This window comes from Micromonospora sp. NPDC005172 (assembly GCF_040608555.1).
Classification (GTDB): Bacteria; Actinomycetota; Actinomycetes; order Mycobacteriales; family Micromonosporaceae; genus Micromonospora.
Map to the genome: position 1 here is coordinate 63,241 of NZ_JBEXIL010000006.1, position 13,906 is coordinate 77,146.

The 13,906-nt window shown below is 69.9% G+C and carries 13 protein-coding genes; 4 read left to right on the forward strand and 9 right to left on the reverse strand.

The genetic code is table 11. From position 1 onward, the window contains the following. Window positions 1-232 precede the first annotated feature (232 nt). Complete coding sequence (locus tag ABZV06_RS05965; RefSeq protein ID WP_355619016.1) at window positions 233-1,849, forward strand: RICIN domain-containing protein; 1,617 nt, start codon at window positions 233-235, stop codon at window positions 1,847-1,849. A gap of 61 nt (window positions 1,850-1,910) precedes the next feature. Here ABZV06_RS05965 and ABZV06_RS05970 read toward each other — a convergent pair whose 3' ends face one another. The 4 genes from ABZV06_RS05970 to ABZV06_RS05985 all read right to left on the reverse strand — a co-directional run bounded on the left by ABZV06_RS05970 (window position 1,911) and on the right by ABZV06_RS05985 (window position 5,138). Next, window positions 1,911-2,906 (reverse strand): hypothetical protein, encoded by a 996-nt coding sequence (locus ABZV06_RS05970; RefSeq protein ID WP_355619019.1) that lies wholly within the window; start codon window positions 2,904-2,906, stop codon window positions 1,911-1,913. A gap of 69 nt (window positions 2,907-2,975) precedes the next feature. Then, entirely contained in the window at window positions 2,976-3,311 is a 336-nt protein-coding gene (locus ABZV06_RS05975) for a putative quinol monooxygenase (protein WP_355619022.1), read from the reverse strand. Between the two features lie 9 nt (window positions 3,312-3,320). Then, the gene (locus ABZV06_RS05980) at window positions 3,321-3,872 is read right to left on the reverse strand and encodes a type 1 glutamine amidotransferase domain-containing protein (protein ID WP_355619025.1); all 552 of its coding nucleotides are present in this window, start codon (window positions 3,870-3,872) and stop codon (window positions 3,321-3,323) included. Window positions 3,873-3,923: 51 nt separating this feature from the next. Further along, window positions 3,924-5,138: an alcohol dehydrogenase catalytic domain-containing protein gene (locus tag ABZV06_RS05985; RefSeq protein WP_355619028.1), complete on the reverse strand. Its 1,215-nt coding sequence runs from the start codon at window positions 5,136-5,138 to the stop codon at window positions 3,924-3,926. Window positions 5,139-5,482: 344 nt separating this feature from the next. Between ABZV06_RS05985 and ABZV06_RS05990 the strand changes: the two genes are divergently transcribed. Then, window positions 5,483-6,712, forward strand: a complete 1,230-nt coding sequence (locus ABZV06_RS05990; RefSeq protein ID WP_355240597.1) for a GH25 family lysozyme — start codon at window positions 5,483-5,485, stop codon at window positions 6,710-6,712. A gap of 64 nt (window positions 6,713-6,776) precedes the next feature. Here ABZV06_RS05990 and ABZV06_RS05995 read toward each other — a convergent pair whose 3' ends face one another. From ABZV06_RS05995 to ABZV06_RS06010, 4 genes are all read right to left on the reverse strand, one after another. Then, a complete protein-coding gene (locus tag ABZV06_RS05995) occupies window positions 6,777-7,433 on the reverse strand; it encodes a response regulator transcription factor (RefSeq protein WP_355240594.1) in 657 nt (218 codons plus the stop codon). Further along, window positions 7,421-8,647, reverse strand: coding sequence for a sensor domain-containing protein (locus tag ABZV06_RS06000; protein WP_355619031.1), 1,227 nt, complete (start codon window positions 8,645-8,647; stop codon window positions 7,421-7,423). Before ABZV06_RS06000 ends, ABZV06_RS05995 begins: the two co-directional genes overlap by 13 nt. 117 nt (window positions 8,648-8,764) lie before the next feature. Beyond that, window positions 8,765-9,334: a DUF3455 domain-containing protein gene (locus ABZV06_RS06005; RefSeq protein ID WP_355619034.1), complete on the reverse strand. Its 570-nt coding sequence runs from the start codon at window positions 9,332-9,334 to the stop codon at window positions 8,765-8,767. Between the two features lie 138 nt (window positions 9,335-9,472). Beyond that, window positions 9,473-10,312: an ATP-binding cassette domain-containing protein gene (locus tag ABZV06_RS06010; RefSeq protein WP_355619037.1), complete on the reverse strand. Its 840-nt coding sequence runs from the start codon at window positions 10,310-10,312 to the stop codon at window positions 9,473-9,475. Between the two features lie 360 nt (window positions 10,313-10,672). On the opposite strand from ABZV06_RS06010, the gene ABZV06_RS06015 reads away from it, so the two are divergent. Then, window positions 10,673-11,788, forward strand: a complete 1,116-nt coding sequence (locus ABZV06_RS06015; RefSeq protein ID WP_355619040.1) for a ricin-type beta-trefoil lectin domain protein — start codon at window positions 10,673-10,675, stop codon at window positions 11,786-11,788. Further along, the gene (locus ABZV06_RS06020) at window positions 11,785-13,074 is read left to right on the forward strand and encodes a cellulose binding domain-containing protein (RefSeq protein ID WP_355619043.1); all 1,290 of its coding nucleotides are present in this window, start codon (window positions 11,785-11,787) and stop codon (window positions 13,072-13,074) included. The genes ABZV06_RS06015 and ABZV06_RS06020 overlap by 4 nt, the downstream gene beginning before the upstream one ends. A gap of 81 nt (window positions 13,075-13,155) precedes the next feature. Here ABZV06_RS06020 and ABZV06_RS06025 read toward each other — a convergent pair whose 3' ends face one another. Next, complete coding sequence (locus ABZV06_RS06025) at window positions 13,156-13,752, reverse strand: TMEM175 family protein (RefSeq protein WP_355619046.1); 597 nt, start codon at window positions 13,750-13,752, stop codon at window positions 13,156-13,158. Window positions 13,753-13,906: the final 154 nt, after the last annotated feature.

The window sequence follows — 13,906 nt, forward strand, 5'->3', positions numbered from 1 at the left end:
GACGAGGTGGGCCATCCACCGGTTCACGATGTCGACGAATTTTCTTCGGCGACGAAGCGAAAGCGTGAACCGGCATCAGTGTCGGGCCGTTACCTCGTCGACCCGTACCACCGTGGCGTGAAGGTGTGTAGCAGTGACTCCGTTCAGCCGAAGTCCTCGACCCAACCGATGGCAGTTGCCCCGACTCCGCCGCCGGCACGCGGCGATCGCCGGGTTAGGTGTCCTTACCCTCATGGCTGGTGTTCTGCCGATGGCGGGGGACGGTCCCGCAGCGGTGGCCGCAGAGGCGGTCGCCGGCACGCCGGTGCCGCCCGCGCTGTCCGAGACGATCGTCGCGGCGTCCCTGTCGTGCCCGACGTTGAACCCGTCCCGCCTGTCCGCCCAGATCATGATGGCGTCGGGCTTCAACACGGGCGACAGCCGGGGCGTCGCCGGTCTCGACGACGACGACTGGAAGCTCTGGCGCCCGACGAAGACCGCAAACCGGGCCGACAGCGAGGCCAACATCTACGCCCTGGCCCACCACACCTGCGACACCGCTGGCCGACTGCGGGCCGCCGGGCTCACCGGCGACCTGTGGCCGCTGGCCATGGCGGCCGAAACGAGCGGACTCACGGCTGTCACCCGGGCCAAGGGCATTCCGGACGCCGCCCGCGTCTACGTCAACCGCCTCGAGGCGTACGCGCGCTGGTACGCCGACCAGCAGCCGTTCCGCATCGACGCCAAGGCCGCACAGTCCTCGCCGTCGGCACCGATCCCCGTGCCGGAGGCCTACGTCGCCGCGATCCGCAAGGCCGGCTCGGTGTGCCCGGCCGTCCCGCCACCACTGGTGGCGGCGCAGCTCATGGCAGCGTCGAAGTTCGACGCCAACCTGCGGTCGCCGGAGGGCAACCAGGGCATCGCCCAGTTCAGCCCGGAGCTGTGGAGCCAGTACCGTGCCACGGCGTCCGCCTCGGTGTGGAACCCGAACGACGCCATTCCGGCGCTCGGCATGGCCATGTGCGACCTGGGCGCACAGCTGACCGACCTGAACGGCGCCGAGCCGTACCGGCTCGCTCTCGCCGCCTTCCAGTGGGGCGACATGGCGGTCCGCGCGGCCGGTGGGGTGCCCAGGGCGAACGTTCCCCAGCTCGCCGACACGACGCCGCGCTACGTCTCCGCGTACGAGAAGGACACCCGGCTGGGCGGCGGCCCGGCCAAGCCCGGCAGTTCGCCGACGCCCGCGAGCCCGAGCCCGAGCCCGGCGATGACGCCGACGCCGACGGGTGCCAGCCCCGGCGCCGTTCCCCCGGCCGGCGGTGGGTCCCAGGGCCAGGGCACGTCCACCACCTCGCCCAGCCCGGCCGCCGGCAGTCCGCAGGCCCCACCGGCGACCATCGCGGGGCTTCGGGTGGGTCAGAAGTACAAGCTGCTGAACGACCACACGAACTCGGTGGCCGAGCTGCCGGACCAGGACACCAACAAGAGTGTCGGCGCGCACGTCCAGCTCTGGCTGAAGAGGGACCAGGCCGATCAGTACTGGAAGGTGACGGCGGCCCCGGCCGCCGGCTACATCGTCTTCGTGAACACCTTCAGCGGTCACGCCCTGGGCCTGGAGTCCGGCGGAACGTGGGACGGCGCGAAGGTCCTCCAGGTGAAGCTGAACCCGGCCGACCCGACGCAGCAGTGGTACCTGCAGGATGCGGGCGGCGGCAAGTGGTTCATCCGCAACCACGCGACCGGCAAGACGCTGGACATCCTCGGCGACGACCTGGGACCGGTGTCGGACGGCACCTGGAACGGCAAGTGGGTCGAGCAGTGGGACATCGTCCCCGGCCAGCGCGACCAGCTGTGGAGTTTCATCCAGTGACGACGCGGTGCGGCCCCGGTCCCTCCTCGGGACCGGGGCCGCGCCCGTTCCGGTGTGATCGCTACTTCCAGCGCGGACCGTTGCGCACCAAGCGGGCGCTGAGCAGGACGAGTCCGAGCAGGACGACCAGCCACACCGCCTCGACGAGCAGGGGTCGTACGCCGATCGCCTCGGGGAAGTACGACGTGGTCTGCAGCAGCGCGACGACGCACCCGTTCGGGTGGATGTCGCTGATGGTGCGGTACGGTTGCGGGAGCAGGGCGGTCGCCACGGCACCGCCCGACGCCGCGTTGCCGATCGCGATGAAGATCAACCAGGTCGGCACCACCGCCCAGCGGCCGATGAGGATCACCATCAGCGTGCCGAAGAGACCGGTGACGGCGATCTGGGCGGCCAGTGTGCCCCACAGGGCCGGCAGGGACGCGGGAAGCGCCCCGAGAACCGGGCCCACGACGACCGCCAGCGCCAGTCCGCCGATAACGGCGAGTCCGGCGATGATGGAGAGCCAGGTCCGCAGCGGTAGTCGGCCGACGTTCATCCGCAGTTGCAGGGCGGTGAGGAAGCCGAGCAGGGTTGCGGCGATCATCGCGTAGAAGGCGGCAAGGCCGGAGCGGTCGGTGTCGGGCAGTGGCCGGACGTCGGTGACGACCAGTTTCCGTCCGCCCTGCTCGTCCAGCTTGAGAGCGGCGTTGCGCAGCATCTGGGCGAGGGAGTTGCCGGCGGCGCTGGCGACCAGTAGCCGAGACCCACCCGGGTCGACGATCAGGGCCGCGTAGACCTTCTGCTGCTCGATGGCGTGTTCGGCCGCTTCGGCGGTCGGGTAGCTCCGATATTCGAGTGCGCCACGCATGCTCGACCTCAGCTGTTGGGCGATCGCTCCGTCGCTCGTCTCGCCACCCACGAGCGCCGCGGCGATGCGCCGCGGCGGCGGCCGGTCCAGTGCCAGGGTGTACGAGGCCACGAACGTCATGGCCAGCGCGATCCCGACGGCCACGACGGTCAGCACCGTGCGGAGTTCCCCGGGTTTGTGCTCACCGTCAGCCGTGTTCCTGCTCAAGAGCCCCCCTCGTGTCGGCGTGACCGTCGACGGCGGGGCGGGAGCCGCTCTGGCCCCCGCCCTGGTTCGCTAGCTGTTGCCCGCGGGTACGGCGAGGTCCGGGAACGGCGTCCAGCCGTCCTGCGCGATGGTCGCCCGAACGGTCTGCACCGTCTCGACCAGTCGTGGCGGCAGGTCCCGCTGAGCCTGCCGGAAGTGGTCCGACCGAAGGTGCGCGTTCATCGCCGCCTCGTCCCGGTAGGACTCGATCAGGATGTACTCGTTCGGGTCGTCGACGCTGCGCGACCAGTCGAACCACAGGCACCCGGTCTCGGCCCGGGTCGCGCGGGTGAGGTCGGCGACCGTCTCCGGCCACTGCTTGGCGTCCTCGGGCCGTACCCGGAACTTCGCGGTGATGATGAGCATGCCGCCCCCTCAGCGCGCTCGTGCCGCGAACAGTTCGATCACCTTCGGGTTGAAGGCCGGAATGTCGTCGGGCTTCCGGCTCGTCACCAGGTTGTCGTCGACGACGACCTCCTGGTCGACCCAGGTCGCGCCGGCGTTGAGCAGGTCGGTACGCAGCGACGGCCAGGACGTCATCGTCCGGCCCCGCGCGACGTCGGCCTCGGCCAGCAGCCAGAGGGCGTGGCAGATCGCGGCGACCGGCTTGCCGGCGTCGAAGAAGTCCCGCACGAACTGGACGGCCGTCGGGTTCGTCCGCATCGTGTCCGGATTGCCGACGCCGCCGGGCAGCACCAGCGCCGCGTAGTCCGCCGCCGAGACCTCGCCGACCTGCTTGTCCACCGGGAAGGTGTCGCCCTTGTCGTAGTGGTTGAAGAGCTGGATCGTGCCGCCCTTGTTGGAGATCAGCTCCAGGTCCGCGCCGGCCGCCTTGAGTGCGTTCCACGGCTCGACCAGCTCGGGAGTCTCCACCATGTCGGTGGCGAGAACCGCGATCCTGACCCCGCTCAGTGCCTTGTCCGTCATTTCCGTCCCGTCCTTCGGCTCGTGTTGGTTGTCGTGCTGTGGAAAAGCTGGTCAGGGCCGCAGTGCGACCTTGAGCCATCCCGGGCTGCGGAGATCGAACTCCCGGTACGCACTGAGCGCGTCCGTCACCGGCTCGTGCTGCGTCACCACCGTCGCCGGGTCGATGCGGCCCGACTCGACCATCGCCAACAGCTTCGGGATGTAGCGCGGGTGGTTGCCGTTACCGGCCTGCACGGTGAGGTTGCGGCCCAGCACGGTGCCGATCGGGAAGTAGCGGTCGTTCGCCGGGTAGACGCCCACGATGCCGAGGGTGCCCATCTTGGCGAGGCTCTCGACAGCCCAGGTCTGTGCCTGGGTGGGGGCGTCGCCCGGCTTCCACCGGCCGTCGGTCACGTCCTGGTTGGCGTCGGGGGAGATCTCCCGCTGCTCGTTGCGGTTCTGCTCGGCGGCCTCGCGTGCACCCTCGGCGGCGGGCCCGGCCTTGGCGCTCTCCGCGTCCACCCCGACGGCGTCCACCGCGCAGTCGGCGCCGATGCCGCCGGTCAGCTCCATGACGGCCTGCACCGGGTCCACCTCGTTGAAGTTGACCACCTCGGCGCCGTGGAGTCTCGCCTTCTCCAGACGGTCGGCATGCCCGTCGATCGCGATGACCCGCGACGCGCCGCGCTGGAACGCCGACACCACGGCGAACTGACCGACCGGACCGCAGCCCCACACCGTGGCGATATTTCCGTCCCGCACGTTGGCGAGGACCGCGCCGAAGTAGCCGGTCGGGTAGATGTCGGACAGGGTGATCGCCTGATCGTCCGTGACGGTGTCCGGCAGTCGGAAGAGATTGGTGTGGGCGAAGGGAACCCGCGCGTACTCGGCCTGTAGACCGTTGAAAGGGCCCTGGGGCTTTGGCGATCCGAAGGATGCCGTGCCGGACCGCGGGCCGTAGGGGTTGATGTCGTCGCATTGCGCGAAGTAGCCGCGCCGACAGTAGGAGCAGGAGCCACAACCAAGTACCGCCGAAATGAGTACGCGATCACCCGGCTTGAAGCTGCGGACCTGCGAGCCGACCTCCTCGACCACGCCGACGCCCTCATGACCGAGGATGCGCCCCTGCTCCATCTCGGACATCGTGCCGCGGATGAAGTGCAGGTCGGTACCGCAGATCGCCGCCGTCGTCACTCGTACAATGGCGTCGGTCGGCTGTTCAATTTTCGGCTCGGGGACATCGTCTACCCTGATGTCGCCCGTGCCGTGATAGACGACTGCCTTCATCAATGCCTCCCACTCACATCTGCCAGGCGTTCAGCGGAAGCGCAGATACCCCTCGGGGGAGGATTGAAACAATAGAGTAAGCGGTGCCGCGTCAACGGAGAATCGGAGAAAATTCCCCACGGTATGGCTCGGAACTTTACGGGGGGTTGATTTCCACCGTACGGCTCGACGCGTCCTACCGATGATCTGATTTCGGCCCACCGGACAGCGCGACCTGCCGTCGACAAGGGATACTCTGCGGACCCACATCGATGAGCCACCCGTCGGCGGCGCGCAGGCGTAGCGAGCCCCGCAGCCACGGCGACGGACGCCTCGACTCAGCGACCAGGAGAAACCCACCTCACATGCATAGAAGACTGCTCTGCGTGCTGATGTCCGCCGGCCTCGTGGTCGGTACGGCGCTCGGCGTCTCGCATCCGGCGCAGGCCGCAGACCCGTCCGTCGACGGTGGCGGCCGAGCGAACGCCGGCATCGCCCCGGGCGCGCGCAGCAGCGCGATGGCCAAGAGCGCCGCCATCCCGGCGGGTTACACGGTCCGGGGCATCGACGTCTCCAGCCACGACCACAACCTCGGCCCGATCAACTGGCCCGCGGTCGCGGCGAGCGGCGTGAAGTTCGCCTACGTCAAGGCGACGGAAGGCAGGACGTACCTCAATCCGTACTTCGCCGAGGACTACGCGGCGGCCAAGGACGCCGGCCTTCTGGTCGGCGCCTACCACTTCACCCGTCCGGACAGCCGCGACCCGATCAACGAGGCCAACTACTTCGTCGACAACGCGAAGTTCGCCAAGGACGGCCAGACCCTCGTGCCGATGGTCGACATCGAATGGCCCTACTGGAGCGGCGCGCCCACCTGTTACGGGCTCACCCCGACCGAGATGTCGAACTGGATCAAGGCCTTCACCGACCAGATCAAGGCACGTATCGGCAGGCCTCCGATGATCTACACGAACACCAACTACTGGAACCCCTGCACCGGAAAGAACGCGTCGTTCGGCGCGAACCCGTTGGACATCGCCGGCTACACCGCCGCTCGTCCGCCGCTGCCGGCGGGTTGGACCACGGAGACCATCTGGCAGTACGCCGCCGGCAACCCGAGCCAGCCCGGCAACTACAGCCAGAACGTCTTCAACGGCACCTACGCGGCGCTCACCAAGCTCACCAGCGCACCGGTGGCCGCGCCTCCGGTCGCGCTCCGCTCGCGGGCCAACAAGCGGTACGTGGTGGCCGAGAGCGCCGGCGCCAAGCCGCTGATCGCCAGTCGCACGACTGTTGCCCGGTGGGAGCAGTTCGACGTGATCAGTGCGGGCGGCAGCTACGTGGCGCTCCGCTCCCGGTCCAACGGTCGGTACGTGAGCGCGGAGAGCAAGGGTGCCAAGCCGCTGATCGCCAACCGGACCAAGGTCAGCACCTGGGAGAAGTTCACCATCATCAAGAACTCGGACGGCACGATCAGCCTGCGGGCCGCGGCCAACGGCAGGTACGTGGTGGCGGAGAGCAAGGGCACGAAGCCCCTCATCGCCAACCGTACGTCGATCAGTAGCTGGGAGAAGTTCGACCGGATCAGCCTCTGAGCACCGCCGCTGCCCGGCACCCCGCAACGGGGCGCCGGGCAGCGGTCTGTCACCGGCTCGCTGCTTACCGCTGCCCACCGTCCAGGTAACGCAGCACCGCGGTGACCCGCCGGTCGGCGCGGTCGTCCGGCGGTAGCTGGAGTTTGGCGAAGATGCTGCGGATGTGCTTGTGCACCGCGCCGTCGGTGACGAACAGCCGCTCGGCGATCGCGGTGTTGCCGAGCCCTTCGGCCATCAGCCCCAGCACCTCCCGCTCGCGGGGTGACAACTCGCCCAGCGCCCCGTCCGACCGGCGGTTGCGGGCCAACAACTGGGCCACCACCTCCGGGTCGATCACGCTGCCGCCGTCCGCGACACGGCGCAGCGCGGCGAGGAACTCCTCGACCCGGCCGACCCGCTCCTTCAACAGATAGCCCAGCCCGACGGCGCCCACCGAGAACAGGTCGGTGGCGAACGCCTGCTCGACGTACGCCGACAGGACCAGCACCGCGAGGCCGGGCCGCCGTCGCCGGGCCTCCACAGCGGCCACGATGCCCTCGTCCGTGTGGGTCGGCGGCATGCGTACGTCCACGATCGCCACGTCCGGCGCGTGCTCGTCGACGGCGACCAGGAACTCGCCGGGTGTGCCGGCGGTGGCGACGACGTCCAACTCCTCGGCCCGCAACAGCAGCGCCAACCCCTCGCGCAGCAGTGGGTCGTCCTCCGCGATCACGATCCGCATGGCAACTCCACGTGCATCCTCGTCGGTCCTCCCGATGGGCTGGTCAGTGTCATCCGGCCGTCGTACGCCTCGACCCGCCGGCGGATGCCGGTGAGCCCGGAGCCGTGCGCCTCGTCGGCGTCGCCACGCCCGTCGTCCTCGATGGTCACCAACAGCAGTCCCGGCTCACGGCGCACGGCGACATCCACCTGGCTCGCGCCACTGTGCCGAACGACGTTGGTCAGCGCCTCGGCCACCACGAAGTACGCGGTGGCCTCGACCGAGGCCGCGCAGCGGACGGCCACGTCGACCGCGAGCCGGCAGGGCACCGCGCAACTGCCGGCGAGGCCCGCCAGCGCGCCGGCCAGCCCTCGGTCGTCCAGCACGGGCGGCAGGATGCCCCGCACCACCGTACGCAGTTCGCCGAGCGCCTGTTCCGCAGCGTCCTGCGCCCGCCCGAGGATCTCGTCGGCACGCTCGGGGTCGCGCCGCACGGCTCGCCGCGCTGCTCCCAGCAACACGTTGACCGCGACCAGCCGATTCTGCGTACCGTCGTGCAGCGACCGCTCGATGCGGCGCAGTTCCAGCGCGTGGGCGTCCAGCGCGGCAGCCCGGGTGGCGGTCAGCGCGGCCACCCGCAGCGACAGGTCGATTCCCGGCGGCGGAGGCAGCAGCAATCGGCCCGGCCAGGCCTGGACCCGGGCCAGCGCCGGACCGAACCCGAACGCGGCGACCAGCAGGCCCACCCCGAGCAGGCCCACCAGCAGCGCCTCGGACAGCTCGTCGACACGCCACCAGACGAACCCCGGGGCGCCGTCCTCGGGCGGGACCAGCCGGTACCACAGCGGAAAGGTGATGTCCTGGACGGCGTTGACCGGCAGGGCGAGGCCGACCAGCCCCAACACCAGCCCGATTGTCGAGTGGAGCGTGAGCCAGCCCAGCTCCCGGCGCACGAACGGATCGCGTGCCGCCTCCCGCAGCCCGTCCTGCACCGGCCCCGGCGCGGGTATCGACGTGCCCCAGCGGGACAGCCGACCCCGCTCCCGGTCGGCCACCGAGCGCACCGACCGCAGGGCGCCGGGCACCAGGCGAAGCCCCAGCCCGGTCAGACAGGTCACCGCCACGACCATCACCCAGAGCAACGCGCCCAACGCGAGCAGCGCGGTTCCGAGCCCGCCGACGAGGTGTTCGAGGGCGTCGACCGAGGCGCGCAGCCGGCCCCGCACGTATGCCATCGCCACCCACCTCCCGCGCCAACATAGGTCACGGTGGGCACCCTCGGCAGCGTCCGCGGCGGAAAGTACAGCCTGCTGTACCAGCGGTTGTCGAGCGGGAAGGCTCGTCGCCGGGGGTTACCGCCTCGCCGCCCAGAAGACGTAGACCGCGCCGTACGGCACGGCCTTCGTGGCACCGTCCGTGCAGGCGCCCGCCGGGGCCGCGCCGCCCGAGGTCCGGAGCCGACTGATGTACGCCACCTTGCCGAGCGTGCCGGTGCCGGTGTGGCTGTCCACCGTCAGCAGCAACTCCGGGATCGTCCCCGCACGCGGGCTCTCCGCCGTCTTCTTGGCGGTGATCAGGGAGTTGTCGCGCTGGGACTGCCAGCTCGGTCCCTTGAAGTGGTGGATCCGACCGCCGGTCCCGAGGAGCTGGGCCTCCGGCACGGAAGCGCCGGTGAACACGCCACCGGTACAGGTGTAGGTCTGCGTTCCCCGGGTGACGACGTACGCGCCGACCGGTCGAGAACCTGCCGGCGGCTTGATCGCTGCGGCGATTCGCGGGATGTCGACCCGGCGGGCGTCGGCGCCGACGGCGGCCGGGGCGGCCACCTCGGCCGCGGACGCCTGATGGGTCACCGCTCCGGCCGCCGCGAGAAGACCGGCCACTCCGACGACCAGGAGTCCCCGGAAACGGGAACGAGACATGCTGGGCATGAGATTCCTCCGATTCAGGCGGGCAGGTTCGCGCCCACCTGAATCCTTTTACGGGCGAAATCCGCGCGCCGATCAAAACCGCGTGATATTTGATCGACCGTTCACCCACAAGGCGTACCGGAAAGGAATTCAGCCGGTGGCGGCCGCCAGCCGCCGGACGGACCCGGCGCGGGCCGCCCAACGCCCGTCCTCGTGGCGTACCTCGATGGGGTGCGCGAAGGCCGCCGAAACCTGCGCGGTCGTGACCGTTTCGTCGGCCGGGCCGGCGGCGACCACGCTGCCGCCGCTGATCAACATCGCGTGGGTGGTCGTGGCCGGAAGTTCCTCGAGGTGGTGGGTGACCATGATCGAGGCGAGGCGGGGGTGGGTCGCGCGGAGAAGGTCGATGGTCTCGAGCAACTGTTCGCGGGCCGCGACGTCGAGACCGGTCGAGGGCTCGTCCAGCAGCAGCAGTCGCGGCTGACTGATGAGAGCCCGGACGATCAGGGCACGACCCCGCTCGCCCTGCGAGAGGGTGGGCCAGCGTTCGTCGGCCCTGTCGACCAGCCCGAACGTGCTCAGCAGGGAATCCGTCCGTTCACGGTCATCCTGGGTCGGCCGCCAGCGTGGCGGCAGGTCCACCGACCCGACGAGCCCGGTCAGGACGACCTCACGGATGGTCAGCGGCGACCGCAGCGGATGGCGGGGGTTCACGTGACCGATCGCCCTGCGCAACTGTTGCAGGTCGACGCGGCCGAGTTGCTGACCGAGGATGCGCACGATTCCCGAGCTCGGATGGGTGAGCGCGCCGCAGAAGCCCAGCAGCGTGCTCTTGCCCGCGCCGTTCGGGCCGAGGAGCGCCCAGTGCTCGCCTTCGCGCACGGTGAGGTCGATGCCGTGCAGGATCTGCTTGCCGTCCCGCCGGAACGTCACGTCGCACAGTTCGACGACGGGGGACGGAGGGAGTGTCTCGGCGGACCTGGCGAGCATGGCCTTCTCTCGGTACGGCAGCGTGCAAGGCACGGCGACGGTCGCCCCTGCACGCTGCCACAGACCGGCCCGCAGGTCAGTGACCGGGGCCACCGCCGCTGAAGTGCTCGCCCGGGTGCGGTCGCCGCCGAGGTAGACCAGGACGGTTCGATGAATCTACACTCGTCTCTGTTAACGCTCACACTCGTCCCAGTGCTGAGGCAGCAACGCCGTGCCGATCTGACGATCGGCGCGAGCCGGGCAACGCCCGGCAGCCGGCGGCTGCTCGGTCCGCCGGCCCCCGAGGTTGCCGGCTGCCCGTGGCGGCCCTACCGATCGGCCAACGCCCTCGGCCAGCTCGACCGATCCAGGGGAGAAGACATGCGAACGAGGGCACGATGGCTCGCGACACTCGCGGCGCTCGGTGTCGTGGTCGCCGGAGTGGTGACACCCATTTCGCCGGCCAGCGCGGAATCCAACGGCGGCGTACGCGTGATGCCCCTCGGTGACTCCATCACCGAGGGCACGCAGGTGCCCGGCGGCTACCGCATCGGGCTCTGGCAGCGTCTCGCCAGTGGCCGGTACACGGTGGACTTCGTCGGATCGCAGTTCAACGGGCCCGCCAGCCTCGGCGACCACGACCACCAGGGGCACCCCGGCTGGCGCATCGACCAGATCGACGCGAACATCGTCAACTGGTTGAACACCCAACGCCCGCAGACCGTCCTGCTGCACATCGGCACCAACGACATCCTGCAGAACTACAACGTGAGCACCGCGCCGAACCGGCTCTCCACGCTGATCGACAAGATCACCACCACCGCGCCCACCGCCGAGGTGTTCGTGGCGCAGCTCATCCCGCTGTCCAACAGCAACCAGGAGAACGCCGCTCGTACGTTCAACGCGGCGATCCCCGGCATCGTGCAGAGCAAGGTCAACGCCGGTAAGCGGGTGCACCTGGTCGACATGCACAGCGCGCTCACCACCGCCGACCTGATCGACGGCGTCCACCCCACCGCCGGCGGTTACGACAAGATGGCCGCCCGCTGGTACAGCGCGTTGCAGTCGGTCCCCGGCAGCATCGGCGATCCGAGCAGCGGCGGCGGCCAGACCACCACCACCCTCGTGGGCACGCTGTCCGGCCGGTGCGTCGACGTCCCCGGCTCCTCCACCACCAACGGCACCCAGATGCAGTTGTGGGACTGCCACGGCCGCACCAACCAGCAGTGGACCTACACGTCCGGCAAGGCCCTGACGGTGTACGGCAACAAGTGTCTCGACGCCGCCGGCTACGGCACCTCGCCGGGCACCCTGGTCTCCATCTACGACTGCCACGGCGGCACGAACCAGCAGTGGAACGTCAACGCCAACGGCACCATCACCGGCGTGCAGTCCGGCCTCTGCCTGGACCCCTACAACCAGGGCACCGCCAACGGCACCAAGCTCGTCCTCTGGACCTGCACCGGCCAGACCAACCAGCAGTGGAGCCGTCGATGAAGCGGCTCGGTACCGCCAGATGGCTGACGGGGGCACTGGCCGTGGCCCTCGGCCTGGCACTGGCGACGACGACCCGGGACGCGGCGGTCGCGGACAGCCCGTACCAGCGGGGCCCGGACCCCACCCTGGCCAGCGTGGCCGCCACCCGGGGCCCGTTCGCCACGACGCAGGCGACCGTCCCGACCGGCAACGGCTTCAACGGCGGGTACGTCTACTACCCCACCGACACCAGCCTGGGCACCTGGGGCGCGATCGCGATCGTCCCCGGCTACTCCGCCCTGTTCGCCAACGAGGAGGCCTGGATGGGCCCCTGGCTGGCCTCGTTCGGGTTCGTGGTGATCGGCATCGAGACCAACAGCCGCACCGACGGCGCCGACGCCCGCGCCACCCAACTGCTCGCCGCGTTGGACTACCTCACGCGGACCAGCCCGGTCCGCAGCCGGGTCGACCCGAACCGGCTGGGCGTGATGGGCCACTCGGCGGGCGGCGCCGGGACCCTGCTCGCGTCGCTCCGGCGACCCACCCTGAAGACGGCTGTCGGTCTCGCACCGGGCACCCCCGGAAACAACCTGAACATGTCCAGCACCCAGGTGCCCACCATGCTCATCTCCGGCCAGAACGACGGCACGGTCACGCCCTCGTACGTCCAGGGGATCTACAACAGCCTGCCGGCCACCGTCGAACACGCCTGGGCCGAGCTGGCCGGCAACGACCACCTCTCCTTCACCAGGTCGAACCCGACCGAGATGCGGCTCCTGATCCCCTGGTTGAAGACGTTCCTCGACAACGACACGCGCTACACCCAGTTCCTCTGCCCGCTGGCGGACAACCGGGGTGTGTCGCGGTACAGCGCCACCTGTCCCCTGGTGCCGCCGGGTGAGCCGACACCACCGCCCACCACGGGTACGCCCACCACACCGCCCCCGACCACACCGCCCCCGACCACGCCACCACCCACCACGCCACCGCCGACCACGCCGCCTCCCTCGGGTGCCGCCTGCACCGCCACCTATCGCACGGTCAACTCGTGGTCCGGAGGCTTCCAGGGTGAGGTCACCGTGACCGCCGGCACCGCCGCCGTCGACGGGTGGACCGTCCGCTGGACCCTGGGGAACGGCCAGAGCATCAGTCAGGTCTGGAACGGCACCCTGAGCACCAGCGGCTCGGCAGCGACCGTCCGCAACGCGGTGTACAACGGTTCGCTGGCACCGGGCACAACGACGACGTTCGGCTTCCTCGGCTCCGGTACGCCGACCAACCCGTCGCCGACCTGCACCAGCCCCTGAGCAGCCGCGCGGGGGACGGCGGTTCTCCGCCTCCCCCGCGTCCTGCGCTGCCGGCCGACAGGGAGTCGCCGACCGGCACGATCAGCGACTCTCATCGCCGAGAGGGACTGGTTCGAGCGCGGGCAGGGGCAGCCAGAAGACAGGGATCATCAGGGCGTAGAAAGCCAGCCCCGCAGCGGGGGCGAACGCGCCGACCGCCGCGCCGAGGAGAGTCAGCACCGGTCCCGCCAGAAAACGTCTGCCCACGAGCCTGCCCGCGTGCGCACTGACCCGCGAATTCAACAGCCTCGGTGTACGCAACGCGTACCACCAGAGGGCATTGAAGAAGATCGCGCCCACGCCGAAGGAGCCACCGAAGAACAACACGGCTAGCGGCTCACCCGCCCCGTTGCGGAAGGCTGCGGCGAGTACGGACGCCGCGAACGGCAGGAACGCCACGGTCATCAGCAGCACGGTGTTGAGCAGGAGCAGCCCTCGATCAGCCGCGACGACCTGGTCGAATATGACATGGTGGTTGGCCCAGATCGAGGCGATCAGGAAGAAGCTCAGCACGTACGCCAGGAACGATGGCCACAGCTCGACGAGACCCCGACCCAGGTAGGCGGTGTCCTCCGGCGGGTGGATCTCCAGCACCAGGAGCGTGATGGAGATGGCGAAGACCCCATCACTGAAGAACACGGTCCGGCTGGGGTCTCTGAGAGCGCTGTCCTGCAGCGCAGCCTCGTCCGCCGACCGTGTCCGCCGCCGGAAGTGCCACCTCCTGGACATCAGCCTGTCCAGCAGCCGACCACCAGCGTGCGGAATGGCCGCCCGCTGACAGCCACGCCAAGCC